The sequence below is a fragment of the Mycobacterium shunyiense genome (assembly GCF_058270035.1).
Genome location: NZ_JBZDPT010000004.1, coordinates 148259 through 174051 on the forward strand (window position 1 = coordinate 148259; position 25793 = coordinate 174051).

General features: G+C 65.9%; 24 protein-coding genes and 1 riboswitch. Of the genes, 15 read left to right on the plus strand and 9 right to left on the minus strand.

Annotated features, from left to right (window positions below):
- From AC4ELS_RS04680 to AC4ELS_RS04705, 6 genes are read left to right on the plus strand one after another with little or no spacing between them, the layout of a single operon-like run.
- Positions 1-1221 (plus strand): cytochrome P450, encoded by a 1221-nt coding sequence (locus AC4ELS_RS04680; RefSeq protein WP_448441734.1) that lies wholly within the window; start codon positions 1-3, stop codon positions 1219-1221.
- Complete coding sequence (locus tag AC4ELS_RS04685; RefSeq protein WP_448441732.1) at positions 1218-2267, plus strand: NAD(P)H-dependent amine dehydrogenase family protein; 1050 nt, start codon at positions 1218-1220, stop codon at positions 2265-2267. The genes AC4ELS_RS04680 and AC4ELS_RS04685 overlap by 4 nt, the downstream gene beginning before the upstream one ends.
- Positions 2260-3318, plus strand: a complete 1059-nt coding sequence (locus tag AC4ELS_RS04690; RefSeq protein WP_499046125.1) for an NAD(P)H-dependent amine dehydrogenase family protein — start codon at positions 2260-2262, stop codon at positions 3316-3318. The genes AC4ELS_RS04685 and AC4ELS_RS04690 overlap by 8 nt, the downstream gene beginning before the upstream one ends.
- A complete protein-coding gene (locus AC4ELS_RS04695) occupies positions 3315-3728 on the plus strand; it encodes a VOC family protein (protein WP_448441728.1) in 414 nt (137 codons plus the stop codon). The genes AC4ELS_RS04690 and AC4ELS_RS04695 overlap by 4 nt, the downstream gene beginning before the upstream one ends.
- Positions 3721-4938, plus strand: coding sequence for a cytochrome P450 (locus AC4ELS_RS04700; RefSeq protein ID WP_499046127.1), 1218 nt, complete (start codon positions 3721-3723; stop codon positions 4936-4938). The genes AC4ELS_RS04695 and AC4ELS_RS04700 overlap by 8 nt, the downstream gene beginning before the upstream one ends.
- Positions 4935-5504: an isomerase gene (locus AC4ELS_RS04705; protein ID WP_499046130.1), complete on the plus strand. Its 570-nt coding sequence runs from the start codon at positions 4935-4937 to the stop codon at positions 5502-5504. Before AC4ELS_RS04700 ends, AC4ELS_RS04705 begins: the two co-directional genes overlap by 4 nt.
- A gap of 40 nt (positions 5505-5544) precedes the next feature.
- On the opposite strand, the gene AC4ELS_RS04710 is transcribed toward AC4ELS_RS04705, so the two are convergent.
- From AC4ELS_RS04710 to AC4ELS_RS04730, 5 genes are all read right to left on the minus strand, one after another.
- Positions 5545-5994 (minus strand): type II toxin-antitoxin system Rv0910 family toxin, encoded by a 450-nt coding sequence (locus AC4ELS_RS04710; RefSeq protein ID WP_036447721.1) that lies wholly within the window; start codon positions 5992-5994, stop codon positions 5545-5547.
- Positions 5995-5997: 3 nt separating this feature from the next.
- Positions 5998-6177 carry an antitoxin gene (locus AC4ELS_RS04715; RefSeq protein ID WP_055117413.1) on the minus strand — a complete coding sequence of 60 codons (180 nt, stop codon included), beginning with the start codon at positions 6175-6177 and terminating at the stop codon, positions 5998-6000.
- Between the two features lie 70 nt (positions 6178-6247).
- Positions 6248-8740, minus strand: coding sequence for a cation-translocating P-type ATPase (locus tag AC4ELS_RS04720; RefSeq protein ID WP_499046133.1), 2493 nt, complete (start codon positions 8738-8740; stop codon positions 6248-6250).
- 66 nt (positions 8741-8806) lie between these two features.
- Positions 8807-9922: an MBL fold metallo-hydrolase gene (locus tag AC4ELS_RS04725; protein WP_064936094.1), complete on the minus strand. Its 1116-nt coding sequence runs from the start codon at positions 9920-9922 to the stop codon at positions 8807-8809.
- Position 9923: 1 nt separating this feature from the next.
- Positions 9924-10658 (minus strand): enoyl-CoA hydratase, encoded by a 735-nt coding sequence (locus tag AC4ELS_RS04730; RefSeq protein ID WP_064959001.1) that lies wholly within the window; start codon positions 10656-10658, stop codon positions 9924-9926.
- A 16-nt stretch (positions 10659-10674) separates the two neighbouring features.
- On the opposite strand from AC4ELS_RS04730, the gene AC4ELS_RS04735 reads away from it, so the two are divergent.
- Entirely contained in the window at positions 10675-12234 is a 1560-nt protein-coding gene (locus tag AC4ELS_RS04735; RefSeq protein WP_499046136.1) for an RNA-guided endonuclease InsQ/TnpB family protein, read from the plus strand.
- Between the two features lie 72 nt (positions 12235-12306).
- Entirely contained in the window at positions 12307-13779 is a 1473-nt protein-coding gene (locus tag AC4ELS_RS04740) for a carboxyl transferase domain-containing protein (RefSeq protein ID WP_448441717.1), read from the plus strand.
- 95 nt (positions 13780-13874) lie between these two features.
- On the opposite strand, the gene AC4ELS_RS04745 is transcribed toward AC4ELS_RS04740, so the two are convergent.
- Positions 13875-15869, minus strand: coding sequence for a YhgE/Pip family protein (locus AC4ELS_RS04745; RefSeq protein WP_448442367.1), 1995 nt, complete (start codon positions 15867-15869; stop codon positions 13875-13877).
- 14 nt (positions 15870-15883) lie between these two features.
- On the minus strand, positions 15884-16624 hold the full coding sequence (locus tag AC4ELS_RS04750; protein ID WP_448441715.1) for an ATP-binding cassette domain-containing protein: 741 nt from the start codon (positions 16622-16624) through the stop codon (positions 15884-15886).
- A gap of 222 nt (positions 16625-16846) precedes the next feature.
- A riboswitch (M-box (ykoK) riboswitch) is annotated at positions 16847-17018 on the plus strand.
- A gap of 625 nt (positions 17019-17643) precedes the next feature.
- Here AC4ELS_RS04750 and mgtA point away from each other — a divergent pair.
- The 3 genes from mgtA to AC4ELS_RS04765 all read left to right on the plus strand — a co-directional run bounded on the left by mgtA (position 17644) and on the right by AC4ELS_RS04765 (position 21929).
- Positions 17644-20328 carry a magnesium-translocating P-type ATPase gene (gene mgtA, locus AC4ELS_RS04755; RefSeq protein WP_499046139.1) on the plus strand — a complete coding sequence of 895 codons (2685 nt, stop codon included), beginning with the start codon at positions 17644-17646 and terminating at the stop codon, positions 20326-20328.
- Between the two features lie 757 nt (positions 20329-21085).
- Positions 21086-21565, plus strand: a complete 480-nt coding sequence (locus tag AC4ELS_RS04760) for a MerR family transcriptional regulator (protein ID WP_498888904.1) — start codon at positions 21086-21088, stop codon at positions 21563-21565.
- Positions 21566-21599: 34 nt separating this feature from the next.
- Positions 21600-21929, plus strand: coding sequence for a hypothetical protein (locus AC4ELS_RS04765; RefSeq protein WP_448441710.1), 330 nt, complete (start codon positions 21600-21602; stop codon positions 21927-21929).
- 87 nt (positions 21930-22016) lie between these two features.
- Here AC4ELS_RS04765 and AC4ELS_RS04770 read toward each other — a convergent pair whose 3' ends face one another.
- Entirely contained in the window at positions 22017-22355 is a 339-nt protein-coding gene (locus AC4ELS_RS04770) for a MerR family transcriptional regulator (protein WP_064887410.1), read from the minus strand.
- 133 nt (positions 22356-22488) lie between these two features.
- On the opposite strand from AC4ELS_RS04770, the gene AC4ELS_RS04775 reads away from it, so the two are divergent.
- From AC4ELS_RS04775 to AC4ELS_RS04785, 3 genes are all read left to right on the plus strand, one after another.
- A complete protein-coding gene (locus tag AC4ELS_RS04775; protein ID WP_064887408.1) occupies positions 22489-22908 on the plus strand; it encodes an Hsp20/alpha crystallin family protein in 420 nt (139 codons plus the stop codon).
- Positions 22909-23602: 694 nt separating this feature from the next.
- Entirely contained in the window at positions 23603-23974 is a 372-nt protein-coding gene (locus AC4ELS_RS04780) for a J domain-containing protein (protein ID WP_064878500.1), read from the plus strand.
- Between the two features lie 34 nt (positions 23975-24008).
- Positions 24009-24236, plus strand: a complete 228-nt coding sequence (locus AC4ELS_RS04785; protein WP_064878499.1) for a hypothetical protein — start codon at positions 24009-24011, stop codon at positions 24234-24236.
- Here the strand turns inward: AC4ELS_RS04785 and AC4ELS_RS04790 are convergent.
- Positions 24217-24615 carry a hypothetical protein gene (locus AC4ELS_RS04790; protein WP_448441707.1) on the minus strand — a complete coding sequence of 133 codons (399 nt, stop codon included), beginning with the start codon at positions 24613-24615 and terminating at the stop codon, positions 24217-24219. The two genes, AC4ELS_RS04785 and AC4ELS_RS04790, sit on opposite strands and share 20 nt — an antisense overlap.
- A 100-nt stretch (positions 24616-24715) precedes the next feature.
- On the opposite strand from AC4ELS_RS04790, the gene AC4ELS_RS04795 reads away from it, so the two are divergent.
- Positions 24716-25792, plus strand: a complete 1077-nt coding sequence (locus tag AC4ELS_RS04795; protein ID WP_498888900.1) for an asparaginase — start codon at positions 24716-24718, stop codon at positions 25790-25792.
- The last annotated feature ends 1 nt before the right edge of the window (position 25793 follow it).

Consider the following 25793-nt stretch of genomic DNA (forward strand, 5'->3'; position numbering starts at 1 on the left):
GTGCCGGAGTCACTCGAACGTCACGCCGAGAACTGGGACCTGCGCCACCAGGATTTCAACGACAACGACTTTCTTTACGATGTCTACTCGGTGATGCGACGCCAATCGCCGTTCGCGCGCACCGACAAGCCGTTTCTCAGCGCGACGCCGGCCGGCGCGTGGGTGGCGGTGCGCTACGCGGAATGTGTCCAGATTCTGCAGGACTGGGAGCACTTCTCCAGCAACCCGACGCCCGAGGGCGCCGAGCAGCTCGCCGGAGATCTGGTGATCACCCTCGACCCACCGCGGCAGCAGAAGTTCCGCAAGGTCCTGAACCCGTACTTCTCGCCGGCGCGGATGAAGGCGTTGCGACCCGAGATCGGCACCGAGACCGACCGGCTCATCGACGAATTCATCGAGAGCGGATCCGGTGACCTCGCACAGATCGCCTGGCGCCAGCCCGGAATCGTGTTCTTCAAGTATCTGCTCGGCATGCCGATCGAAGACGTCCCGCTGTGCGTCGAGTTGACCGACACCGCGCTCAACGGCGCCACCGAGCAGGACCGGATGAGCGCCTGGGGCGGGCTGTACCAGCACCTGCACGACGCCGTGACCGCTCGTATGGACCAGCCGCCGCGTGACGACATGATCGATGTCCTGCTGTCCGCCGAGATCGACGGAGAAAAACTGTCATTCGGCGATGTCGTGTCCAACGCCATGCTCCTGGTCCAGGCCGGTCTCGAGACCACCGCCAGCGCAATGTCTTTCGCCTATCACTACCTCGCCACCAACCCGGCAGAGCGGGACCGCTTGATCGGCGATCCCGAACTCCTCGCCCGTGCCGTCGAGGAGTTCATCCGGTTCGCCGGGTCGATCCACGGCATCCCCCGCACCGTGGCCAAAGAGGTGGAACTGAACGGCTGCACGTTCTCGCCGGGCGAGTCGGTCATCGTCAACTACGCCGCCGCCAACCGCGACGAACAGGAGTTTCCCGACGCGGGCCGGTGCATCCTCGACCGCCGCGAGAACCGGCATCTCGGTTTCGGGGCCGGCGTGCACCGCTGCCTCGGGTCCAATTTGGCTCGGCTGGAATTCCAGGTGGGCCTGGAGCGGGCGCTGTCCCGGATGCCCGATTTCACGCTCGCAGCGGGAGAGCAGGCGAAGTTTCACGGCAACTCCGTCACTCGCGGATTCCGCTCGGTCCCGGTAACTTTCACGCCCGGCGACCGGACCACCACATGACCTACCGGGTCGTGCAGTGGACGACAGGCAACGTCGGCCGCAAGTCGGTCCACGCCATCGTCGCGAATGCCGAACTCGAGCTCGTCGGCTGCTACGCCTGGGCACCCGACAAGGTGGGCAAGGACGTCGGCGAGCTCTGCGGCATCGAACCGCTGGGCGTGGCAGCCACCGACGACGCCGACGCGCTGCTGGCCCTGCAGCCGGACTGCGTCGTCTACAACCCGATGTTCGCCGACGTCGACGTACTGGTCCACATTCTCGGCGCCGGCATCAACGTCGTCACCACGTCCGAGTTCATCAACGGGCACGGCCTGGGCGAGGGCCGCGATCGTGTCATCGACGCCTGTGAACGAGGCGGCTCAACCATTTTCGGCAGCGGCATCAACCCGGGCTTCATCCAGTTGTTCGCCGTGGTCACCGCAGGCATCTCTGATCGCGTCGACCGGATCTCGATCCTGGAGTCGTTCGACACCACGATCTACAACTCGCCGGCCACCGAGATCCCGATGGGCTTCGGTTATCCCATCGACCACCCCGATCTGCAGGCGATCACCGAAAAGGGATCGGGCATCTTCCGGGAAGCGGTCCAGCTGGTTGCCGTCGCTCTCGGCGTCGAACTCGACGGTATCCGGTGCGACCCCAGCTATGCCCAGACCACCGAAGACCTGGATCTGCCCGGCGACTGGACCATCGCCGCCGGCTGCGTCGCCGGCATCGATGTCCGGTGGATCGGCACGGCCGGCGGGCGGGATGTGATCGAGATCCGCGGCGTGTGGACCAAAGGCCAGTCGCTGGAACCGGCCTGGTCGACCACGTTCGGTTACACCGTCACCGTGGAGGGCAGGCCGACGATCAAGAGCACCTTGAGCTTTGAACCTCCCCCGGACTTCGTGGCCGAAACCATCGAGGACTTCATCATGCTCGGGCTGACGATCACCGCCATGCCCGCAATCACCGCGATCCCCACGGTGGTGGCCGCACCCCCGGGCATCGCCACCTACAACGACCTGCCCCTACTACTGCCCCGAGGTGTGCTCAATGTCTGACAAGACCTACCGGATCATCCAGTGGATGACCGGCGACGTCGGCCGGGCCGGCGTGCGACACTTCGCCGAGAGCCCCGTGTTCGACCTCGTCGGAGTCCTGGTGCACAGCGGAGACAAGGTGGGCAAAGATGCCGGCGTGATCGCGGGTATCGCACCGATCAGTGTGACCGCCACCGACGACGTCGACGCCATCGTCGCGCTGGACGCCGACTGCGTCTTCTACACGCCGATCATCATGGACGTCGACACCGTGTGCCGGCTGCTACGGTCCGGCAAGAACGTGGTGACCACGAGCGGGTTCTTTCATCCCTCACCGGATTTCAGCAAGCCCGCCGAACAGATCCGGGCGGCCTGCGCCGACGGCGGGACGTCGTTCCACGGTGGCGGTATCCATCCCGGTTACGCCGGGGACATCCTGCCGCTCACCCTGGCCCGCGTGATGAGCAGGATCGACACCATCCATGTGTACGAGGTCGTCGACGTACTGAAGGACGCTCCGATGGACCACATCGACTGGATGGGATTCGGCAAAGACAAGGACAAATTCCTCGCGGAGCCAACGATTCTGGGTCTCGGCCTGCCGTTCTTCGCCCAATCGATGCACATGATCGCCGACGGACTCGGCGTGACCATCGACGAGGTGACCGCGGCCGAGGTCGAAGTCGCGACCGCTGCCGCGGAAATCCCCCACGACGAGGGCGCGATCCCGAAGGGCACCGTCGCCGCGCAGCGCCACGAATGGACCGCGTGGGTGGGCGGGAAACCACTGATCGTCTTCCACGCGATCTATGTGACCGCAGGCCCCGACAAGCTCGAACCGGCATGGGATTGGGGCGAGACCCGGTACGAGATCGTGATCGAGGGCGACCCGCCCACCGAGCTGACCCTCAAAGGTATCCGGCGGGCCGACGGCACCATGACCCATCCCGGCTACGACTGGACGGCCATGGGCGCCATCAACGCGATCCCCGATGTCTGCGATGCCCCGCCCGGCTGGCACAACCACCTCGACCTCGGGCTCATCCGGCCCCGAGGGCTCGTCCGCCGATGACCTCCCAACCGGCACTGCACCACGTCGTGTTTGCGGTCGCCGCGGAGCGGACAGCCGACATGGTGCAGATGTTCACCGACCTCGGATTCACCTTCAACGCGGCCGAACTCACCGACCTCGGCGTCCATGTGCACCTGGACTGGGACCGCGGCGTCGAGCTGATCAGCCCGTTGCCCGGCTCGACCGCATCGGTGGCGGCCTCTGTCAACGACTTCCTCGACCGCCACGGCGACGGTGTCTACACCGTGGTGGTCCGTGTGCCCGACGCCGGGGCGGCTGAGACCGTGACACAGCGGTACGGGTCGGTGACGCGGTTCCGTCAGGGATTCTCCGGTGACGGCTCCTACCTCGACGAGATCGACCTGTCCGCCCTGGGACTGCCCCTGACATTCCTGTCCACCAATGTGTAAGCCGAGCGTTTTCGACGCGGGTCTGCCGACCCTCGACTACTCCGTCACCGACACCCCGCAGCAGGTCTATTCGCAGTTCCGGGAGGCTCAGGAAGTCGCGCCGATCGCACTGGGACCGATCGGGCCCGAAGTGCTGTCCTACGAGATGGCGCGCGCCGTACTGCGCGATCCGCGGTTCGGGATCCCCCAGGGCATACACCTGTCTGCCCATGGCATCACGTCAGGTCCGTTGTGGGCCAGGGTGACCCGCAGCATCCTGAACATGGAGGGCGAGGAACACCGCCGGTTGCGCAGCCTGGTCGCCCGGGCTTTCACCCCACGTGCCACCGCGCGCATGCACGACGCGATCCACAGTGTCGTCAACGAATTGATCGACAGTATTCAGGACTCCGGCCGGTGCGAGTTCGTGGCAGACGTCGCGCGGCCGTATCCGATTCCGATCATCTGCGCCCTTTTCGGCGCACCACGCGAGGACTGGCAGCAATTCTCCCGCTGGGCCGAGGACATCTTCAAAATCGTCAGCTTCGACTGCGATCTCGCGCAGGAGGAGCCCGTCGTATTGAAGGCGTGGGGCGAGTTCGACGATTACATCGACCACATGATCGCCCACCGGCGTCGCCACCTGACCGATGATCTGCTGTCCGACCTGATCCGGATCGAAGACGGCGGCGACCGGCTGGACGCCGCCGAACTACGAATGCTGGCGTTCTCCATCCTGATCGCCGGAACCGACACCACCCGCAGCCAACTGGCGGCTTCGATGCAGGTGCTCTGCGACCACCCCGACCAGTGGGCGCTGCTGCGGGAGCAGCCCGACCTGGCCATGCGCGCCGTCGAGGAAACCATGCGGCATTCGCCGTCGATGTGCAGCACCGTGCGCAGCGTCGCCGATGACGCCGAGATCGGCGACTACAGTTTTCCCGCAGGGACATTCATCATCGTGAACACTTATGCGGCCAACCGTGATCAGTCCGTCTACCACGACCCGACCCGCTTCGACATCACCCGCGAGGACCCGCCGCCGATCCTGACCTTCGGTGGCGGCGTGCATTACTGCCTGGGCGCCAACCTGGCGCGGCTCGAGCTGTCCGAGGCACTCACAATCCTGTCTCGCCGGCTTCCGAACCCTCGCGTGGCCGGACCGGTTCCCTGGAAGCCACTACTCGGCCTCAGCGGCCCGACCAGTCTGCCGCTGGAGTTCGACCGATGACGTACAAGATCGACCCGGATGTGCTGCACACCGTGGCCAAGCAGGTCGTCGGCCTGCCACTGGAAGACGGCGGGCTACTCGCACACGCAATCGAACGGCTCGCCTCCGAGTATCCCGACCTGATCGACACCGGACCGGGCCGGTGGGTGGGCAGCAAGGCCGGCGGAATCCTCGGCAAGGTCAGGTTCCTGTACTTCAGCCGCCGTGAGTATCTCGTGCTTTTCGGTTCCCCCACTGGGACACAGGGCTTCTCCGGACGCTACAAGCACGTCGACATCCACAAGTTCCTGCTCGCCGGACAGATCGACTCTTACGACCTCGATTCCGACGACATGGTGCCGTTGCCGACGCTGCTCCCCGGCGAGCGCACCTGTCTGGAGCGCGGGCATGCCCGCGGCCTGACCATCCACCCCGGGTCGTGGCACCTCGAATATGGCCGCGGCGCAGTCGTGACCACGCTGCCCTTCGCGATGGTCGACACGCTGCTGGTGTCTCTGGAGTTCGAATCCGTACGGCGTTCGACGGCCGAGTTCAGCAAGCTGGTCAGCCGGCGATTTCGCCGCTGACGCCGAACAGCCCCCGCAAGCAGGGGCTGTTCGCGAGAAACTACGACGACGCGTAGAGCGCCTTGAACTTGTTCAGCGACTGCTGGATATCGCCCTTGAGCGCAGCGGCGACCACCATGCCGATCGGCCCGAACAGGGCGGGCCCACCGAGATGTACGTCGAACGACACTTTCGCGCCCTCTCCGCCATCCACCTGGGCCGGCGTGATCTTTCCGATCAGCTTGACCTTTACCCCGCCACGGCCATCGCCGTTGAGGGTCAGGGACTGCGGCGGCTTGTAGTTCACCAGCGTCCACTTCACGCGGTTCAACATGCCCTTGACTTCGACGATCGAGTCGATGACCGTGCCCTTTTCCAGGGTTTCGGGCAGCTTCGAACGCCACGCCCGGTGGATGCTGAGCCACTCGTCGTAACGGGACAGATCTGAGGCGTACTCCCACGCCTTCTCCGGCGGCAACGGAACATCGACGGAGACAGACAATTTGGCCATAACTTACTGCTGCGGTTCTTCCTTGTTGAGGGCGTTCTTCGCCGCTTCTTGCGCCTTGTCGACATGCTGGCTGTACTTGCCCTGCGTCTTCTCGTCGACGATGTCGCCGGCCTTGTCGATGACCTGCTCCACCTTGTCAGCGTTCTGCGACAACAGGCTCTTGGCCTTGTCCAGGAATCCCATCAGCCCACCCTATCTTCTCGTGACCAGCGGAAACGCTGGCGCAGATTCCACCGGCGTCCGCCGCGCCAGTCTATCTCCACAACCGGCGCTTCTCCCCCAGGACCCTCCCCTGAATCCACCAGAGCACCTCCACCAGCGATGCTCCGACCAGGCCGATGCCCAGCGCAACCGCGGTGACCTTGAGGTTCGACGGATCCAGCATGAACAGGCGTTGAGCCAACGGCAAACAAAAAATCAGCACGTATGCCAACCCGGAAAACGCGACCAGGGCCACGCGCCACCACTCATAGGGGCGGGCCACCACCGACAGCACCCACAGTGAGGACACCAGCAACGTGATCAGCGCCGCCGTCGAGGCCTGCGTCTGCTCCGTCAGATCGGCATCCCGGCCCTGATACGCCACCAGGTAGGAGATGAAAGTTACGGTGCCGACCACCAGGCCGGAGGGCAGTGCGGCCGTCATCACCCGCCGCACGAAACCCGTGTGGGCGCGCTCGGTGTTCGGGGCCAGCGACAGGACGAACGCCGGGATACCGATGGTGAACCAGGCCGCGATGGTCACGTGGATCGGTTGGAACGGGAACAACAGCGGGTCGGTGCCGAACAACTTGGACGACAATCCGGCCAGCGCAACCAGGATCGCCAGCAACACCGAGTACACCGTCTTGGTGAGGAACAGATTCGAGACGCGTTCGATGTTGCCGATCACCCGCCGGCCCTCACCGACCACATAGGGCAGCGTGGCGAACTTGTTGTCCAGCAACACGATCTGCGCCACCGCACGCGACGCCGAACTGCCCGAGCCCATCGCGACGCCGATGTCGGCATCCTTGAGGGCCAGTACGTCGTTGACGCCGTCACCGGTCATCGCCACCGTGTGTCCGCGTGACTGCAGGGCGTGCACCATGGCCCGCTTCTGATCCGGACGCACTCGGCCGAACGTCGTGTATTCGTCCAGGGTTTCGGCCAACTGCTCAGGTTCGTGAGGCAACTGCCGGGCATCCATCGTCTCGCCGTGCAGTCCGAGCTTGCCCGCCACCGCACCCACCGACACCGCGTTGTCCCCGGAGATCACCTTGACCGAAACATGCTGGGAAGCGAAGTATTCGATGGTGTCAGCGGCATCGGGACGGATCCGCTGCTCCAGCACCACCAATGCGACCGGGGTGACCGTGCCCGGGGCCTGCGGCGCGTCGACCGCCAGGTCGGACGACCCGACCAGCAGCACCCGCAGCCCCTGGGCCCCGATCTGCTCGGCTTCCTCGGCCACCGGTGAGCTGGAGTCCAACAACACATCCGGGGCGCCGATCACCCAGTTGCCGTGCTCGCCGTAGGACGCACCGCTCCATTTGGTGGCGGACTTGAACGGGGCCGTCGCGGTGGCCTTCCATCCCGGCGGCGTCGCGAAAGCCTCGGCGATGGCCAGCATGCTCGCATTGGGCCGGGCGTCATCGGCAGCCAACTGCGCCAACGCCTCTGTGACAGTATTTTCGCGATCCCCGTGGCAGTGCTTCAGATCGCTGACCCGCATACCGTTTTCGGTCAACGTGCCGGTCTTGTCCGCGCACACCACGTCGACGCGGGCCAGACCTTCGATCGCCGGAAGCTCGTTGACCAGGCACTGGCGTCGGCCCAACCGCACCACCCCGACCGCGAATGCGATCGACGTCATCAGCACCAGACCTTCGGGCACCATCGGAACCAAGGCTCCCACCATGCGCAACACCGGTTCATGCCACACCGCATCGGTGGTGAAGACCTGACTCATGATGATTGCCAGCGACTCTCGCCAGCCGCCCTCGTTGGCGACGATGTCGTGGTAGGTCCGCTTGAGCGAGTCCAGGACCCGAGGGTCGGTGGTGAACAGCTGGGTGTAGATGGTGAGCAGACCGGCGGGCACCAGCAGGTAGGTGATGAACTGCAGGATCTTGTTGATGCCGTTGCGCAGTTCGGATTTCACCAGCGTGAACTTGGAGGCCTCCTCGGCGAGCTTGGCGGCGTACGCCTCGTGCCCGACCTTGGTGGCGCGGTAGGCGCCGGAACCGGCGACCACGAAACTGCCCGACATCACCGCATCACCCACGGCTTTGACGATCGGATCGGCCTCGCCGGTCAACAGCGACTCGTCGACCTCAAGGTTGGAATCCTCGATGATCTCGCCGTCCACCACGATCTGATCGCCCGGGCCGAGTTCGATGATGTCGTCGAGCACGACCTCGGCGGGCAGTACCGCGCGGCTACCGGATTCTCTCCGCACCGTGGGCTTGGCCTGTCCGACGATGGCCAGCTTGTCCAGGGTCTGCTTGGCCCGGATCTCCTGGATGATGCCGATGGCGCTGTTGGCGATGATCAGCAGGCCGAACGCCCCGTTGATCAACGAACCGGTGGACAGCACGATCAGAAACAGCACACCCAGGATCGCGTTGATCCGGGTGAACACGTTGCCGCGGATGATCTCGGAGATGCTGCGCGCCGCACGCGTCGGGACGTCGTTGCTCTTACCCTCGGCTACCCGCTGGGCCACCTCGGCATCGGTGAGACCAGTGACATTGATCGTCGTCATCCGCGAAAAGTCCTCGTCCCGTCGGTGTCGTGGAGCTCAAGACGTCAGTTTGCCACCGGAAACCGGTCAGAACTCCCACCACGGGTCGAGTGCCGCGGACGCGGCGTCCACCCGCTGCCCCGGGCGCGGCACCGCGATCTGCACCCCGGCCGGATCGGCCGCAGTCAGCAATCGGCGCACCGGCTCGGCCCACGGGTGCGGCGCCAGCCGGAACGTCGCCCAGTGGACCGGCACCAACAACCCGGAATCGGCGACGTCCAGATGGGCGCGCACCGCCTCCTCGGGATTCATGTGGATGTCGGGCCAACTCGGGTGATACGCCCCGACCGGAAGCAGGGTCAGATCGAAAGGCCCGTATTCCGAACCGATCTCGGCGAAGCTCTTGGTGTAGCCGGTGTCTCCGCCGAAGAAAGCCCGGTGCTGCGGCCCGACGAAGGCCCACGACGCCCACAGCGTGGTGTTGCGCTGGAACAGCCGCCCGGAGAAGTGCCGGGCCGGCGTGCACACCAGGGTCAGCTCGCCGATCCGGTGGCTCTCGTTCCAGTCCAGCTCGATGATCCGCTCTTCGGGTATCCGCCATTTGCGCAGATGCGCCCCGATACCCAGCGGCACCACGAACGGCGCCCGCTGGGTCCGGACCAACCCGAGGACCGTCTCGATATCGAGATGGTCGTAGTGATCGTGGCTGATCACCACGGCGTCCACGGCCGGCAGAGCTTCCAGCGGCAGCGGTGGCTCATGCAGCCGCTGCGGGCCCACCACGCGCGACGGCGAACAGCGGCGGCTCCACACCGGATCGGTCAGCACCCGGTACCCGTCGATCTCCACCAGCGCCGTGGAGTGCCCATACCAGGACACCGCGCACGACGCGGCTTCTCCGCCGTCATTTTCGGTGGGTTCGGCGAGCGGGATCAGCCCCGGCGGCCGGCTGGCCGAACGCGAGCTGAGCATCTCGCTGAGCAGCATGCGCCACTCTTCCCGGCTCATGGTGACGCCGGGAGAGGCCGGCTCGATGTTGACGAACACACCGTCGGCGTACTGCAGGGACCGCTGCGCCACCGGGCGGATGTCGCGGGGCAGTGCCCCCACCGACGCGTAGGTGCCGTTCAGCGCACGCACCAACCACCCGCCGGCAAGCAGTGAAGCCGACCTGACACCCAACCGCAGCGCAGCGCCCAGCATGTCAGGCCCCGGTGAAGTTCGGCGGCCGCTTCTCGATCCGGGCCACCTGGGCTTCGATGACGTCCTGGCTGCCCCACGCCTTGTCGAACAGCTCCTTGTGGGCGGGCCACGACTCCTCGTAGGCGCCGTCGTCGTTGAGCACTCGCTTGGCGTGCTGCAGCGCCAGCGGGGCGAACCCGGCGAGCTCGGCGGCCCACTTCTGGGCGTCGGCCAGCGTGCCGATGCGGTTGGCCATGCCGGTCTGCAGCGCGGTGTCCGCGGTGAGCCTTTCGGCGCCGAGCAGCATGCCGCGTGCCCGACCGTAACCCACCAGCGAGGTCAGTCGCCGGATGCTCCAGTTGTCCAAGGCCAGGCCGTACTTCGCGACCGGGAACTGGAAGTAGGCCTCGGGGGCGACGACCCGCAGATCGCAGATCATCGACAAGATGACGCCCGCACCGATCGCCGGGCCGTTGATCGCACCGATGACCGGAACCGGTGCCTTGTCGATCGCCAGGTTCAGCGCCAGGGCCTTGTCGGGGAGCTTCTCGGCCATGCCCGCGGCGTCGGTCAGGTCCGCGCCCGAGCTGAACACCGGGCCCGCGCCGGTCAGCACGATGGCCCGGATGTCCTGCTCAGCGGCATGCTCGACCGCTTCCCGCAAGCTGTCGACAAGCTCGCAGTTCAGCGCGTTGCGCCGCTCCTCGCGTTGCAGTTCCAGGGTCAGGACACTGCCGTCTCTGGTCACACCAATCATGTGGCCAGCCTAAAGCGTGTCGAACAACTGGCAGTTGTCGAGTCGACGGACTGGCGGCACGGCCTGGCAGATAGCTGAATACCCTCCCGTGATTGGAGCGTGTCTTCGCTGGCAGGGGACCTGTCGGTGGGTCGTGAAACGCTGTTGGGTGATGAGTCGGCACACCACTTTCCGGTTCTGCCTCGAACCTACAGTCGAGCAGCGTGAGGTTCTGGCTCGGCATGCCGGGGCCTCGCGGTTCTCGTTCAACCAGTGCTTGAGATTGGTGAAATCCTCACTCGACCAACGCAAGCTCAATCCTGGTGTCGAAATGCCATGGACGGGGTTTGATCTGATCAACACGTTCAATGCGTGGAAGAAAACTGCCGACGCCGGACGGGTCTTCGTCGTCGATCACCGCGGCATTGCCGAGGTCAACGTGACAGGTCTGATCTGGCGGCATGACGTGTACCAGCAGGTGTTCGAAGAGGCCGCTGTCGACCTGAGTAAAGGCTTGAAAGCGTGGTCGGATTCGCGGTCGGGCAAGCGAAATGGCAAGCGTGTCAGGTTCCCGAAATTCAAAAGAAAGACACGCGAAATCCCATCGTTTCGGCTGCGCAACAAGTATCCCACGGGCAAACGGCCGGCGATCCGTGTGGGGGATGGTAACCGTCCTCGTTCGGTGACCCTGCCCGGCATCGGGGTGATCAGTGTGCATGACGACACCCGCCGGGTGCGGTGCATGCTGACCAAGGGGCGGGCGAGAATCCTGTTCGCCACCATTAGCTGCCACGGGGGCCGATGGTGGATCTCGCTGAACGTTGTGGCCGCCGACCTGCACCCGAGTCTGCAGCACGCGACCCGCCCTAGCGATGGCGGCTGGGTGGGCGTGGACCGCGGCCTGTCGGCATTTGTAGTCGCCGCCACTGCGGACGGTACCGAGGTCGCTCGCATCGCCGACGCGCCCAAGGCGTTGGCCGCTGGGATACAGCAGCAACGACGGCTGACGAAGTCGTTGTCACGCAAAGAGAAAGGATCACAACACCGCAAGGATGCCGCCGCCCGACTCGGGCGGCATCACTATCACGTCGCCAATGTTCGGCGCCATTTTCTCCACCAGGTGTCGGGCGAGCTGGTCAAGACTCACGACCGGATCGTCATCGAGAACCTCAACGTGGCGGGAATGCTGACAAACCATCGCTTGGCTCGGGCCATATCCGATGCCGGCTGGTCGGAGTTCGCCCGGATGCTGCGCTACAAACAGGCGTGGCGCGGCGGGCAGATCATCGAGGCCGACCGTTGGTATCCGTCGACCCGGCTATGCCCCCGATGCGGGGCAGTCGATCATGCAATGACGTTGGCAGATCGGGTATTTGCCTGTCGTTGCGGGCATACCGCCGACAGAGACACCAACGCGGCGACGAATCTGGCCCGATGGAGCCAGGCCTATCACGACCCGCCCCGAACCCCGGACCCCCAAGCAGGAGGCCGGGCCACCAATGCCCGCCGACGGGACGGCGCTGACCAACACCGCGGTGTTGGTGAAACCAGCCCGAGTGACGCGGGAACCAACGTTCACACCGCACCCGCGGCTTGAACCAATGGACGCCCGAGAAGGGCGGTGCCGAACGCACCGAGCTGTTCGACACGCTTTATATAGGCTGGCCGCGTGAGTCGGATCGGCGCCCGCGCGCTTCGTGATGCAGTGCTAGACGAGGGCTCGTTCCAGAGCTGGGATACGGCGCCCCTTGAAGTGGCCCGTTCCGAGGACTACCAGCGCGAACTGGCCGAGGCGAAGGCGTTGACCGGGCTCGACGAATCCGTCCTGACCGGCGAGGGCACCATCTTCGGCCGCCGGGTGGCCGTGGTGGCCTGCGAGTTCGATTTCCTGGCCGGATCGATCGGGGTGGCCGCCGCCGAGCGGATCACCGCCGCGGTGACGAGAGCCACAGCCGAGCGGCTGCCGATCCTGGCCTCCCCGAGCTCGGGCGGGACCCGCATGCAGGAAGGCACCGTGGCGTTCCTGCAGATGGTCAAGATCGCCGCGGCCGTCGAACTGCACAAGCAGGCCCATCTGCCCTACCTCGTCTACCTGCGGCATCCCACCACCGGCGGGGTGTTCGCCTCCTGGGGTTCACTCGGGCACGTCACCGCCGCCGAGCCCGGCGCGCTGATCGGCTTCCTCGGGCCCAGGGTGTACGAGCACCTGTACGGCGAACCGTTCCCCTCCGGCGTGCAGACCGCCGAGAATCTGCACGCCCACGGCGTGATCGACGGGGTGGTGCCCCTCGCACTGCTACGCGACACCCTGGACCGCACGCTGCGGGTGGTCGTGGACACCCCTGTCCCGCCGCCTGCGCCCACGGCCCCTGAACCACTGCCCGACGTGCCCGCCTGGGAGTCGGTGCTGGCCTCGCGGCGGCCCGACCGCCCCGGAGTGGGGTACCTGTTGCGGCACGGAGCGACGGACCGGGTGCTGCTCTCCGGGACCGAACGCGGCGAGGCCGCGACGATGCTGCTGGCCCTGGCCCGCTTCGGTGGGCAGCCCGCGGTGGTGCTCGGCCAGCGCCGTAGTGAGGGTGGGCTGGTCGGACCCGGCGCGCTGCGTGAGGCCCGCCGGGGCATGGCCTTGGCGGCCGGACTGCAGCTGCCGCTGGTCCTGGTGATCGACACCCCCGGCCCGGCCCTGTCGATCGAAGCCGAGCAGGGCGGGCTGGCCGGTGAGATCGCCCGCTGCCTGGCCGAATTGGTCACGCTGGACACCCCGACGGTGTCGGTGCTGATGGGCCAGGGCAGCGGCGGGCCCGCCCTGGCGATGGTGCCCGCCGACCGGGTGCTGGCCGCGGCCAACGGCTGGCTGGCGCCCCTGCCGCCCGAGGGGGCCAGCGCGATCGTCTTCCGCGACACCGCGCACGCCCCGGAACTGGCTGCCGCACAAGGAGTTCGGTCGACAGATCTGCTGCGGGCCGGCATCGTCGATGTGATCGTGCCCGAACATCCCGACGCCGCAGACGAGCCACGGGCCTTCACCCAGCGACTGTCGACCGCGATCGGCAGCGAGCTTGCCCAGTTGCGTGCGGTGCCCGGCGAGCAGCGACTGCAGACTCGGATGGACCGCTACCGGCGCATCGGGTTGGCCTGAGCTTCTCCGATTCCGGCACCGCCCAGATCAACGCTGTGGTCGCTCGGCTCGAGGATTCACGACCATAACGTTGCTCTCGGGAGCTTTTGCGAGGCTCACACTTCGATCGGTGGGTGCAATCGGTCCATGGTGTACTGCCGGTCTCTTCGCGCCGCCCACGAACTGGCGGCCAGCGACACCACCAGCACACCGAGCAGCACCGCGATCGCGATCCACAGCCGGGAATCGATCCCGCCCACGATCAGCTGGCGAAGTCCGTTGACGGCGTAGGTCATCGGATCGACCGGGTGCAGTATCTGGAACGGTTTCGCGGTGGTCTCCACCGGATAGATACCGCCGGCCGAGACCAGTTGCAGCATCAGGAAGGCCAGGGTCACCACCCGGCCCACCGACACCCCGAACAAGGCGTTGAACGCCTGGATCAGCGCCAGGAACGTGCCCGCCACCAACAGCAGGAACGCCACGGTGGACAGCGGGTACTTGGCTTGCAGGCCCACCCCGAAATGCACCACCACATACATCACGACGACCTGGCAGAACACGATCAGTAGGGCAGGCCAGTAGGAGGCGAGCACCACACGCAGCGCCCCCAGCCCATTGACCACCGGACGGGACTGCAACGGCTTCAACAACATCCAGATGATGAGCGCGCCGATGAACAGGGCCAGCGGCAGGAAGAACGGCGCGAAACCGGTGCCGAACGTGGCGGCCGGGTTGTGCGTCTGGATGTCCAGCGCCACCGGCGCGGCCAAGGTCCGCGCGACGTCGATCCGCTGCTGCGGGGTCCACGACGGAACCTGGGTCGAGCCTTCCTTGAGCGCGGTCGCCAGTTGCTGATTGCCGGCCTGCAGCTTCTCCGTACCGGCAGCCAGTTCGCCTGCCCCACTGGACAGTTGGCGCCCGCCGTTGGTCAGCTGCACCAGACCGCTGTTGAGCCGCTGCGCGCCGCTGTTGAGTTGGTGCGCACCGTCGCGCAATTTGACGACGTCGGAGCGCAAACCTCCGGTGACCGCCTTGGTGAGGAACACCCGCAGTTTGCTGTTCGGGTCGCCCAGCTCGTTCTCCAACTGGGTGGCGTTGTCCCGCAACCGGATGAGACCCTCGTCGGTGGTGGGGTCGAGCCCGCGCGCCTGCAGCAGCCGTTGCGCGCCGGCCAGGAACTCCCCGGTGTCGCGCACTGCGGGATCGGGGCTGTTGCGCAAGAAACCGACCGCCTGATCGACGATCGCCGCAGCCTGCGCCTGATCGATGTTGAGCGCCGCGATCCGGTCGGTGGTCGAGCGCACCGCCCCCGACAGCCGCTGCGCAGCCATGCCGACCTCGTTGGGGTCCAGGCCGAGCCCGCTGACCCGGTCCAGCACCGTGAGCAGCGGATCGGTCGCGGTGTCGACCGCCGTCGACAGCTGCCTGGTGCCCGCGGCCAGCTGCGCGGACCCGTCGCGCGCGGTGACCAGGCCCGCCGTCAAGGCGTTGGCGCCGGTGGACAACCGGTGCGCACCGTCATTGGCCGCCGCGCTGCCGGTGGCCAGCTGCTGCGCGCCGTCGGCCGCCTTCACCAGACCTGTTCCGGCATCCGTCAGCCCGGTCAGCACGGTGCCGAGGGTGCGTTCGCCGATCTTCGCGTTGATCTGGTTGATCACCTCACGGGCGGCATTCTGGCCGATGATCGAGCCCAGGTAGTTGTTCGCGTCGTTGAACGTGAAGCGCACGTTGGCCTGGTGCGGCGACCCACCCGACGGAGACGTGATGCTGGTGCTGAAATCCTGCGGCAGCGTGATCGAGAAGTAGTACTTGCCGTCAGCCACCCCCTCGGCTGCCTCCTGCGCCGAAACCCGATGCAGCTGAAGCTGACCCGAATCCACCAGGGCATCGGAGACCTCGTCCCCGGCCTTGACCTGCTGTCCCTCCGCGACGGCGCCCTGATCTTCGTTCACCAGCGCCACCGGAACCTTGTTCACCTCGCCGAACGGGTTCCAGAACGCCCACAGGTACATCGCGCCGTACAACAGCGGCAGCAGGATGACCGTCACGAGCGCGATCCGCGGCATCGTGCCGCGCGAGAATCGTTTGAGGTCAGTGCCCAACGACATTCCGGCTAGCACGGTTACTCGCCACCTTTCTGCGAACCGGCCAGCTCGGCCAGCGTCGTGTTGGGTACTGCCACCTGCGCCCGCACGGCCGAGACCAGATGGCCGGGCACCCCGTTGACCGTCGCGGTGATCACGGTCTGCTTCTCCCCGAGCGCGAACAGCCGCCCCAGCAGGATGTCGCGGTTGCGGTCGTCGGTGAGGTGGTCGAGGTTGCCGACCACCAGCAGCGGCGGGGTCGCGGTGTTGGCCAGCGCGATGCGCAGCAGGATCTGGTCGAGTTCGGTGAGGCCGTCGAAGTACGACGTCAGCGACGGCAGCGGCAGCTCACCGAACACCGGCGCGCACATCGCGGCCAGCGCCTCTTCGTCGGCCCGACCCACGAGCGTGTACCAGGGGGCGTCCCACCGACGCTGCTCCGTCACGAGGTCGCGCACTGTCACCGACTCCGACACCGTGTCGAGTTCGTCGATGCCGGCCAACGCCGCGGAGCGGAAGATGTCGGGTGCCCGGGTACGCCCGAACACGGTCAGCTGCCCGCGCGCGGTTCTCATCCGCCCGGCCAGCGTCATCAGCAGTGCGGTGCGCCCGGTACCCGACGGCGCGACCAGCACCGTGACGCCGCCTTCGTCGATGTCGAGGTCGATGGGTCCGTACACCGGGCCCCATGGCCCGTGCATCATGATTCCGCGCGCAGTGATGGCAGGTGGCTTTTGCTCGTCCTCGCCGACGTCAGGCTCGAGACTTTGCTCAGGCATAGGCACATCACAACACATCCGGCGGGCGCGCACAGGCAACCGCAAACCCCGTTGCCCTGCCGATTCTTGGGTGAATGCTGTGGAACCGCTCCGAGGCTTCCGGTGACGGCCGTCACCAAAACGACGAGGTGTGTCACTACCCAACTGACACAACCCATTTGGGAACTGAATTCCAACCGCGAACCGTGTTGACAATTGGCTCGTGTAAGGTCTCTAATGAAAACCGCGCTTCGTTAGGTGAGGCTCCTACACGAACACAGGCCACTGATCCGACGACGTCGAGAGACGCCCAGGATTAGGACAGGTCTTCCCGGCTTAAGGGATGACCCGAAGTGGCTTCCCACCCTGGTGGGACACGTCGTGTAGTGCCAAAGCTCTGATGAGGAAGTGCTCGCGTCAGTTGGCGCGTTCGGCCATGTGCCCAAACTTCCTCTTCAGCGTGTTTGCATCTGACGGTTGCGTCAAGACCAGCGGCGCGCCGCGCGCCCGACAGCGAGGAGGTGACGACGACATGACGTCGAGTGACAGTCCGTATCCCAGTCCGATTCGAAAACGTCTGTCCATAAACACCTTTCCGCTGTCGATGACCGGCTAGGCCGCCACCCCGAGACACCCGTGGTGGCAGGCTGCCGCATGCGTATCGACGCGGAGAGCTCCGATTGAACTGGAGATGATCCGATGCAGCGCAGCACCTTTCTTCGTCATGCCCAAAGCGCGGTCAAGGGCCCCATCGCGTGGATTCACACGCGTGCGTCGCTGACCCCGCAGGAGCGGCACAACCTGAGGATGAGCAACACCCCGGTGGCGGTCCTGACCGCGTCCCTGGGCGGCGGCTCGCATACCGCCCGATAACCGGGTGATCCCAGATTCCCTTCATTCGACTGTCTTTCACGCCATCACCGACGTGAACTGACACCTTCCATACCGCACAGCACACTCAAGTCACACCGAATCACGGCTTCCGCCAGGAGGTTCGGTGTGACTTGGGGTGCGCGCGCACCACCGACCGGAGCAGCCACATGAACACCGCTGTCGAGCAGACCGCCCTGACCCCCGCCAAGCACGATGACCGCCGACTCTCCCTGCGCGCAGCCACCGAAGCACACAACGATGCGGAGGTCGCGCTGGCGAATGTCAGAGGCCACCTCGACGGGTTGACATCCGAGGATGCCGCAGAACGCCTCGCCGGCGAGGGCCCCAACGAGGTCGCCCACGACAAGGCGCCTCCCGCGATCCTCCAGTTCCTGGAGGCCTTCAAGAACCCGTTCATCGCGGTCCTCATGGTGCTGGCCGCGATCAGCTCGGTGACCGACATCTACCTTCCGATGCGCGATGGGCAGGAGCCGGACTACACTGGTGTGCTGATCATCGTGACCATGGTCGCGCTCAGCGCCCTCCTCCGGTTCTGGCAGGAGTACCGCTCGGGCAAGGCAGCCGAGACACTCAAGGCGATGGTGCGGACCACCGCGACAGTCCGGCGTCGGGCCAGCCCAGATGCCACACCCGAACTCACCGAGATCCCGATGGCGCAGATCGTCCCCGGTGACATCGTCCAACTGTCAGCCGGCGACCTGATTCCGGCCGACCTCCGCCTGCTCGATTCTCGCGATCTGTTCGTCAGCCAGGCGGCGCTGACGGGCGAGGCCCTGCCGGTGGAGAAGTACGACACCTGCGGCGCCGACGACGCGGCCGATCCGCTCGACCTGCCCAGCATCTGCTTCATGGGCACCAATGTGGTGAGCGGCACGGCCAGCGCGGTCGTCGTATCGACCGGCGTACACACCTATTTCGGCTCGCTGGCCAAGGCGGTCGTGGGCTCTCGCGCCGAGACGGCCTTCGACCGCGGCGTCAACAGCGTCAGCTGGCTGCTGATCAGGTTCATGTCGGTGATGGTGCCGATCGTGTTGTTCATCAACGGTTTCACCAAGGGCGACTGGCCCGAGGCATTCCTGTTCGCACTGGCCGTCGCGGTCGGGCTCACCCCGGAGATGCTGCCGATGATCGTGTCGTCCAATCTGGCCAAGGGCGCCGTGGCGTTGTCACGCCGCAAGGTCGTGGTCAAGCGGCTCAACGCCATCCAGAACTTCGGCGCCATGGACGTGCTCTGCACCGACAAGACCGGCACGCTCACCCAGGACCGGATCATCCTCGAGCATCACGCGGACATCCGGGGTGATCGCGACGACAACGTGCTGGCCCTGGCCTGGCTCAACAGCTTTCACCAGAGCGGCGTCAAGAATCTGATGGACCGCGCTGTGCTGCACTTCGCCGACGGGACACCCGAAGCGCTACTTGCCGCCTCGGCGTACCGCAAGGTCGACGAACTTCCGTTCGACTTCGAACGGCGCCGACTGTCCGTCGTAGTGCAGGACGTCGAACGCAATCATCTGCTGGTCTGCAAGGGTGCCGTCGAGGAGATGCTGGCGGTGTCCACCCAGGTGTGGGACGGCACGGCCAGTCGCCCGCTCGATGAGGCCGACCGCGAGGCGCTGGCCGAAACAGCGCGCGACTACAACCGTGAGGGGTTCCGGGTGCTGCTCGTGGCCACCCGGGAAATCCCGCGCACCGAGCGCACCCACCGATACCGCATCGAGGACGAGAAGGACCTCGTCGTCCACGGTTTTCTCACCTTCCTCGATCCGCCGAAAGACACGGCCGCCCCGGCCATCACGGCCCTGGCCGAACACGGCGTGACCGTGAAGGTCCTCACCGGCGACAACGAAGTCGTCAGCGCCAAGATCTGTCGTGAGGTGGGACTCGATCCCGGCCAGCCGATTCTCGGCGCCGAGATCGACGCCCTCGACGACGACGAACTTCGGCGCGTTGTCGACGAGACAACCGTTTTCGCGAAGCTGACGCCGCTGCAGAAGTCGCGGGTGCTGCGAGCCTTGCAGGCCAACGGGCACACGGTCGGGTTCCTGGGCGACGGCATCAACGACGCCCCCGCCCTGCGGGATGCAGATGTGGGCATCTCGGTGGACACCGGCACCGATATCGCCAAGGAGTCGGCAGACATCATCCTGCTCGAGAAGAGCCTGATGGTGCTCGAAGAGGGCGTGGTCAAGGGCCGCGAGACCTTCGGCAACATCATCAAATACCTGAACATGACCGCGAGTTCGAACTTCGGCAACGTGTTTTCGGTGTTGGTGGCGAGCGCCTTCATCCCGTTCCTGCCCATGCTGGCGATCCACCTGTTGATCCAGAACCTGCTGTACGACATCTCCCAGCTGGCGCTGCCGTGGGACCGCATGGACAAGGAGTTCCTGCTCAAGCCGCGCAAGTGGGACGCCAGGAACATCGGCCGGTTCATGATCTGGATGGGGCCGACGTCCTCGATCTTCGACATCACCACGTTCGCGGTGATGTGGTACGTCTTCGCCGCCAACTCACCCGAGATGCAATCGCTGTTCCAATCGGGTTGGTTCATCGAAAGCCTGCTCTCGCAGACGCTGGTCGTCCACATGCTGCGAACCCAGAAGATCCCGTTCATCCAGAGCACGGCAGCGTTGCCGGTGCTGCTGGCGACCGGGACGGTCTGCGTTCTCGGGATCCTCATCCCGTTCTCGCCACTGGGGGCGGCCGTCGGATTGCAGCCGCTGCCGTGGGCGTACTTCGGATGGCTGGCCGCGACGTTGGTGGCCTACTGCGTCGTTGCTCAGACCGTCAAGACCCTCTACATCCGGAGGTTCGGTCAATGGTTCTGAGTATCTGAGGTGCCACCGACCGCGCCGGGGGTCGGCGCGGTCGGTGGCATTCTGGATTCGCAGTTATCTGGAGTTGGGTTCAGATGGGTCTGGTTGTTCCGGCTTAGGTGATGTGTGAGGAAACAGCCTTATCGGGAACGGTTTGAATCGTGGGCGTTCCCGACAAGCGAGGTTGTAAGGGGCGGCGGTGTAGTGACCAAAGTCGCTACAGAGCAATGCGTTTCCCGTTAACACCCCCCGAGGCAGTTGCCACGTCACCTCGACCGCCGTGTCGGCCTCGGCGGTCGAGGTGACGCCCTATCGCCTCCGGGCCCGGGCTGTGCAGGTGGCTTGTCAAGGCGCCTTCGGATGGGTGTCACGCGGCCCCCGGCACTGCCACGCCTCAAAAAATCTGCATTGGCTGATGTAGACATTCGATAGTGCTCTCGCTAGAGTATGCGGTGTTGAGATTAGAGGGTAAGTGGCACGGGAGATGATGAACTGCCCGTGAAGTGTGACGTCAGCGCGGTCAAGCAGTACGAGGCCAGGCAGCATGTTGGCTTTCGGACCGTGGTGAAGGTGGAGTAGACAGTGAAAGGAGGGAGTTACCGTCGGATCGTCACGCGAGTGTGTCTGTGCGGACGATCCTGCAGTATTCCTAGTAATGCCGGGAGATGTCGTGCGCTCCCGCGGATCGGTGCCCCCTCGGGGTGGTGGTGTTGTGACCCCAGGGGGGCACCGATCCTCCCTATATCAACGTCGCCCGGCCTCCCCGGGCGTGTTCGCGTTCATCGCGAATACGTTTCACGTCAGCGATCATGGGCTGCGTGGGCGCGATGTTCGGTGGGCGGCTCGCCTACTGGACACGGCCGTTGATGATTCGAAAGGTTTAGTCGTACAACCACAGAACGGTTCGAGTGAACCGAATCCGAATGACAAGTTCGACGACGAGGACTACCCGGCCTACAGCATGGGCAGTGCAGCGCGAATACTCGACACCACTGCGGCATTTTTGCGAAGCCTTGATGAGGCCAGATTACTGACCCCGCAACGTTCTGAAGGCGGACATCGCCGCTATTCGCGCTACCAGCTGCGGATCGCGGCGCGCGCCCGCGAGCTCGTCGATCAGGGCATGGCATTGGAAGCAGCCTGCCGCATCATCATTCTCGAGGACCAACTCGCCGAGGCCCACGCCCTCAATGCCGCACTGCAGCAGCGCATCGACGACAGCACCGTTGACGAGGATCGGCGAACCTGAACGACGCGCCGGGGTTCTCACCAGCGCTGCGTTGGTGGCGCGCGCCGCACTGGACACCGACTTCCGTACGACCCACGACACCCCGGTCGTGGGCCGCCGCAGCAAAGCCCGCGCCCCGGATGCCGCGCCCACGGTCTGCTTCACCGCCCCAGGGGGTCCGGGCAATTTGAGCGAGGTCGTCGGCCATGGTCATCGCGCCCACGTTGTGGCGATTGGCGGTGTGCACGATCTCGACGAACGCCGCATCGAGGCTGCAGCCGCGCCACGCGACCAGCGCCCCTTCGGCGGTGTCGAGGATCCGCACGCAGTCCCGGCGGGATCGGTTGACCGGGCGGCGAAATCCATTCACATTCACCTCCTCTAGCGTCGGCACCGCGAGCTGGTGCCGAAACCTTTTGGACAACAATAGATATCCTTGTGCCCCAGGTTCCCCTGACGGTGACGCCGGGTGTCATCGGCGTGCGGTGCGCGGTTCCCGGGACCGCAGCCGTGCATTCTCCGAGGCGAGCTCACCATTGGTCGATGCCAGCTCGGCGTTGTGATCCTGCAACGGCAGAATCTGGGCAATGCCGGCGATGTTGACACCGTCGGCGACTAGCTCGGCAATCCGCTGCAGCCGATCGAGGTCGTCGTCGCTGTAGCGGCGGGTACCACCCTCGGTGCGCGCCGGGGTGAGCAGCCCGCGTCGCTCATAGAGCCGCAGCGTCTGTGGATCCATCCCACTGAGCTCGGCGGCAACCGAAATGCCGTACACACCGCGCGCCGATCCCGCCGACGCCTCGCCCACCACAGTTCAACGACCCCTTCTCCTCGAATCGGTCCGGATTCATCCTTGCACAAGGCTGATACCAGTGCTATAAGAAATTTATGGCAGATGACATAGATCATCTGCAGTCGACACGGTGGGTTAGGAGGCAAAGATCATGTTGATGCGTACCGATCCGTTCCGCGACTTCGATCGCCTGGCCCAGCAGGTGCTGGGCACCACGGCCCGCCCGGCGGTGATGCCGATGGACGCCTGGCGAGAAGACGACAAGTTCATCGTCGAGTTCGATCTGCCTGGGGTGGATGTGGATTCGCTCAATCTCGATGTCGAGCGCAACGTGCTCACCGTGCACGCTCAGCGCCCCGAACACGATCCCGACCGGGAGATGGTCTCGGCCGAGCGTGCGCGCGGGGTGTTCAGCCGGCAACTGTTTTTGGGCGAGACCCTGGACACCGACGCGATCGAAGCCAACTATGCCGGTGGGGTGTTGCGGTTGACCATCCCGGTGGCCGAAAAGGCCAAGCCGCGGCGCATCGCGATCACAAGCAACACGGACAAGACCGCCATCAACGCGTGAGGCTCCGGCCCGGCCGGCCGCCGGGCCCGGGGCGCAGCATCCGGGTTAGAGGGGGTGAGTGAGATGACGCTCGACATCCAGTGGGACAGCAGCCTGCTCGAGGAGGCGGCGGCGATCGTGGAGGCCGAAGAGATACGCCTGCGACAGGACGAGGCCCCGTGGGAATGCGAGCCGGCCACCCCACCCGTCGAGGGGACTGCGCCCCGGGCCCGCCCGCCTCGCGTCGGCGCGCTTACCTGCACGCGCCGGCGCCGCGGCCCGCCAATCCCCGACGGTCCCCGCCGGTTGATCACCCGACCGCGGCTTCCTGTGCCAGTGTGGGCGACCCAACGCTCACCTCCCACAACCCCGCGGTCTGGTACTGAAACGCGTTGACGGGCAACGGCGGTGATATCCGGCCGATGTCTCGGCTACGCCATCGACGCCGGTGTCGCCCACACCTGTGAAGAGAGTGCGGCGTCACCGCGAACCGACATCGACGCCGGATGTCCGGTTCGCGCACGCACCGCTACCGCACGTGGCACACCCGACCGTGGCGCGTACACACGGCGTCGTGGCACCCTCATCCCCGACCAGTGCGGGAACCAACCCCGCCCCGCACCGGTCGGGGTGGCTCAAGTCCATTTCCCGCGGTGGCTCCCGGATTCGCCCGAAAGCCCGGGGGTCACCGCCCCACACCTGTGAGGGAGCATCGATGGGGTGCGCCCAGACCGATCCCTACCGGGTGTTGGGCGTGTCGCCGGCGGCCACCCAAGCCGAGATCACCCACGCCTACCGCACCCGGCTACGCGCCCAGCATCCCGACACGCGCCCGGCATCCTCCCCACACACCGCCGATCAACAGCTGCAAGCGCTACTGGCTGCCTATGCTCTGCTGCGCGACCCCGCTCGACGCGCCGACTACGACCGCGCCACCGCCCGTACCACCACACCAGCGCAATCCACCCCCGGCGACCGCTCCACCACAGGCCCTGTGGGGATTCCGGTGACCCACCGGCACACTCCCGCTGCTGCAAACAACCCGGTGCCCCCATTGCAGGCCGGGCCTGTGCGCTATCACCGCTAACCCATTGCGCCAACCGAATACCCACCCACAGGCAGTGGGGAGCCTTCACGATCACCACCTGCAGCAGCGCTGCGGGACCGACGACAACCCCACTGGCAGGGTATTCGCGGTGGCGAACGGTGACGAATCGGCGAAACTGGCCGAAACGCTCGGCGCCGCTGTGGTTTCCAGCGCGGATACAGAGTGGACGAACACCGCCCTGATCAAGGATCCGCAAGGCGCGCCGTTGGTCCTGAGCCAATTCATCCCGCCGCCGGGCTGATCACCGAACGGTGCCGGGTGCGCATGGTCAGCACCGCCGCTGCGATGACGACTTCCGCCAGCGCCAGCAGTGTCGCGGTCGACATCATCGCCGAGGCCTGGGCGGGGGCCGTGACGCCATGGTGATGCATGGGCATCGGGGTGTGCAGCGCGATCATCGCGAGGCTCATCAGCGCGATCGTGCACCAGACGCCCGAGGTGCCACGCCGCCACAGATGACCGGCGCAGTACAGGCAACCGACGATCATCGCCGCGAGCACCGCAGCGGCCACCGGATTGGCAGTGGCGCCGAACATCGCCACATGCAGCCCGGCCGAACTCACGGCCAGAAGCGCACACGTGCGCCGCCCGAGAACACCGCAGGCTTGTGCAGCCGACATGACCACCATCGTCGCAGCAATCGCGGGCGACCGCTGCCGAAACCCGGGTGAGCTGCCAAAACACCGGTGCGTATTCGCCTCTCGCCGTAGCGTCTGCCGTATGACGAACTTCGCAGCCCGTCCCGCCCGGTCGCGACTGGCGATCGGCACATTTTTTCTCGCCGTCGCGCTGACAGCATGTTCGACGAACACCAACTCGACCGAAGCAACGACAAACCCGGACAGCGCCAAGGGCGAATCGGCACCGGGGCGGGTCGTGGTGATCACCACCGGCGGGACCATCGCGACAAGCACCGATGCCAACGGCGTGCGCCGTCCGACGGTCAGTGGATCCGACCTGGCGGCAGGCCTCGACGTCGAGGTCATGGATGTGATGAAGAAGGACAGTTCACAGCTCACCCCGGCCGATTGGGACGTGATCGGGGCGGCGGCCAAGAAGGCGGTGGCCGACGGGGCGTCCGGCGTGGTCATCACCCACGGCACCGACACGATGGAAGACACCGCGATGTGGCTGGACGTCACGTACAACGGGCCGGCGCCCATCGTGCTGACCGGGGCGCAGCGCAGCTCCGACGCCCCGGATGCCGACGGGCCGACCAACCTGCGAGACGCACTCACCGTCGCCTCCAGTCCCACCGCCCGCGATCAGGGCGTGATGATCATGTTCGCCGGGGACGTCTTCCAGGCCTTGGGGACCCACAAGGTGAACACCCAGGATCTCCACGCGTTCGGCGGCACCCCACCGATCGGGTCCGTCGCCGACAACACCTTCACACTGGACCACCCCGCGCAGCGGCCGTTCCTCGGTGAGGTGCCTGCTATCAGCGCCCCGCGCGTCAACGTCGTCGCGGCCTACCCCGGTGACGGCCCCGGCCCCATCGATGCCGCGGTGGCCGCGGGAGCGCGCGGAATCGTCGTGGAGGCACTGGGATCCGGCAACGCGGGCGACGGCGTGGTCGACGCCGTACGCCGCCACGCACCGGCTGGGGTGTCCTTCGGAATCTCCAGCCGTGTCCCGACCGGGGACGTCATCGCCGAATACGGCCCCGGCGACGACATGGTGAAGGCCGGCGCGGTCATGGTCCCCCATCTTCGGCCGAGCCAGGCGCGGGTGCTGATCATGGCGGCACTGGCCACCGGCAAGCCGGTGGCCGAGGTGATCAAGCGGTGGGGCTGAG

What these genes read in the sequence shown, in the direction of transcription:
- AC4ELS_RS04685 (WP_448441732.1), top strand. Translation starts at nt 1,218, where the DNA reads ATGACCTACCGGGTCGTGCAGTGGACGACAGGCAACGTCGGCCGCAAG.
- AC4ELS_RS04690 (WP_499046125.1), top strand. Translation starts at nt 2,260, where the DNA reads ATGTCTGACAAGACCTACCGGATCATCCAGTGGATGACCGGCGACGTC.
- AC4ELS_RS04695 (WP_448441728.1), top strand. Translation starts at nt 3,315, where the DNA reads ATGACCTCCCAACCGGCACTGCACCACGTCGTGTTTGCGGTCGCCGCG.
- AC4ELS_RS04700 (WP_499046127.1), top strand. Translation starts at nt 3,721, where the DNA reads ATGTGTAAGCCGAGCGTTTTCGACGCGGGTCTGCCGACCCTCGACTAC.
- AC4ELS_RS04705 (WP_499046130.1), top strand. Translation starts at nt 4,935, where the DNA reads ATGACGTACAAGATCGACCCGGATGTGCTGCACACCGTGGCCAAGCAG.
- AC4ELS_RS04710 (WP_036447721.1), bottom strand. Translation starts at nt 5,994, where the DNA reads ATGGCCAAATTGTCTGTCTCCGTCGATGTTCCGTTGCCGCCGGAGAAG.
- AC4ELS_RS04715 (WP_055117413.1), bottom strand. Translation starts at nt 6,177, where the DNA reads ATGGGATTCCTGGACAAGGCCAAGAGCCTGTTGTCGCAGAACGCTGAC.
- AC4ELS_RS04720 (WP_499046133.1), bottom strand. Translation starts at nt 8,740, where the DNA reads ATGACGACGATCAATGTCACTGGTCTCACCGATGCCGAGGTGGCCCAG.
- AC4ELS_RS04725 (WP_064936094.1), bottom strand. Translation starts at nt 9,922, where the DNA reads ATGCTGGGCGCTGCGCTGCGGTTGGGTGTCAGGTCGGCTTCACTGCTT.
- AC4ELS_RS04730 (WP_064959001.1), bottom strand. Translation starts at nt 10,658, where the DNA reads ATGATTGGTGTGACCAGAGACGGCAGTGTCCTGACCCTGGAACTGCAA.
- AC4ELS_RS04745 (WP_448442367.1), bottom strand. Translation starts at nt 15,869, where the DNA reads ATGTCGTTGGGCACTGACCTCAAACGATTCTCGCGCGGCACGATGCCG.
- AC4ELS_RS04750 (WP_448441715.1), bottom strand. Translation starts at nt 16,624, where the DNA reads ATGCCTGAGCAAAGTCTCGAGCCTGACGTCGGCGAGGACGAGCAAAAG.
- mgtA (WP_499046139.1), top strand. Translation starts at nt 17,644, where the DNA reads ATGAACACCGCTGTCGAGCAGACCGCCCTGACCCCCGCCAAGCACGAT.
- AC4ELS_RS04775 (WP_064887408.1), top strand. Translation starts at nt 22,489, where the DNA reads ATGTTGATGCGTACCGATCCGTTCCGCGACTTCGATCGCCTGGCCCAG.
- AC4ELS_RS04780 (WP_064878500.1), top strand. Translation starts at nt 23,603, where the DNA reads ATGGGGTGCGCCCAGACCGATCCCTACCGGGTGTTGGGCGTGTCGCCG.
- AC4ELS_RS04790 (WP_448441707.1), bottom strand. Translation starts at nt 24,615, where the DNA reads ATGTCGGCTGCACAAGCCTGCGGTGTTCTCGGGCGGCGCACGTGTGCG.
- AC4ELS_RS04795 (WP_498888900.1), top strand. Translation starts at nt 24,716, where the DNA reads ATGACGAACTTCGCAGCCCGTCCCGCCCGGTCGCGACTGGCGATCGGC.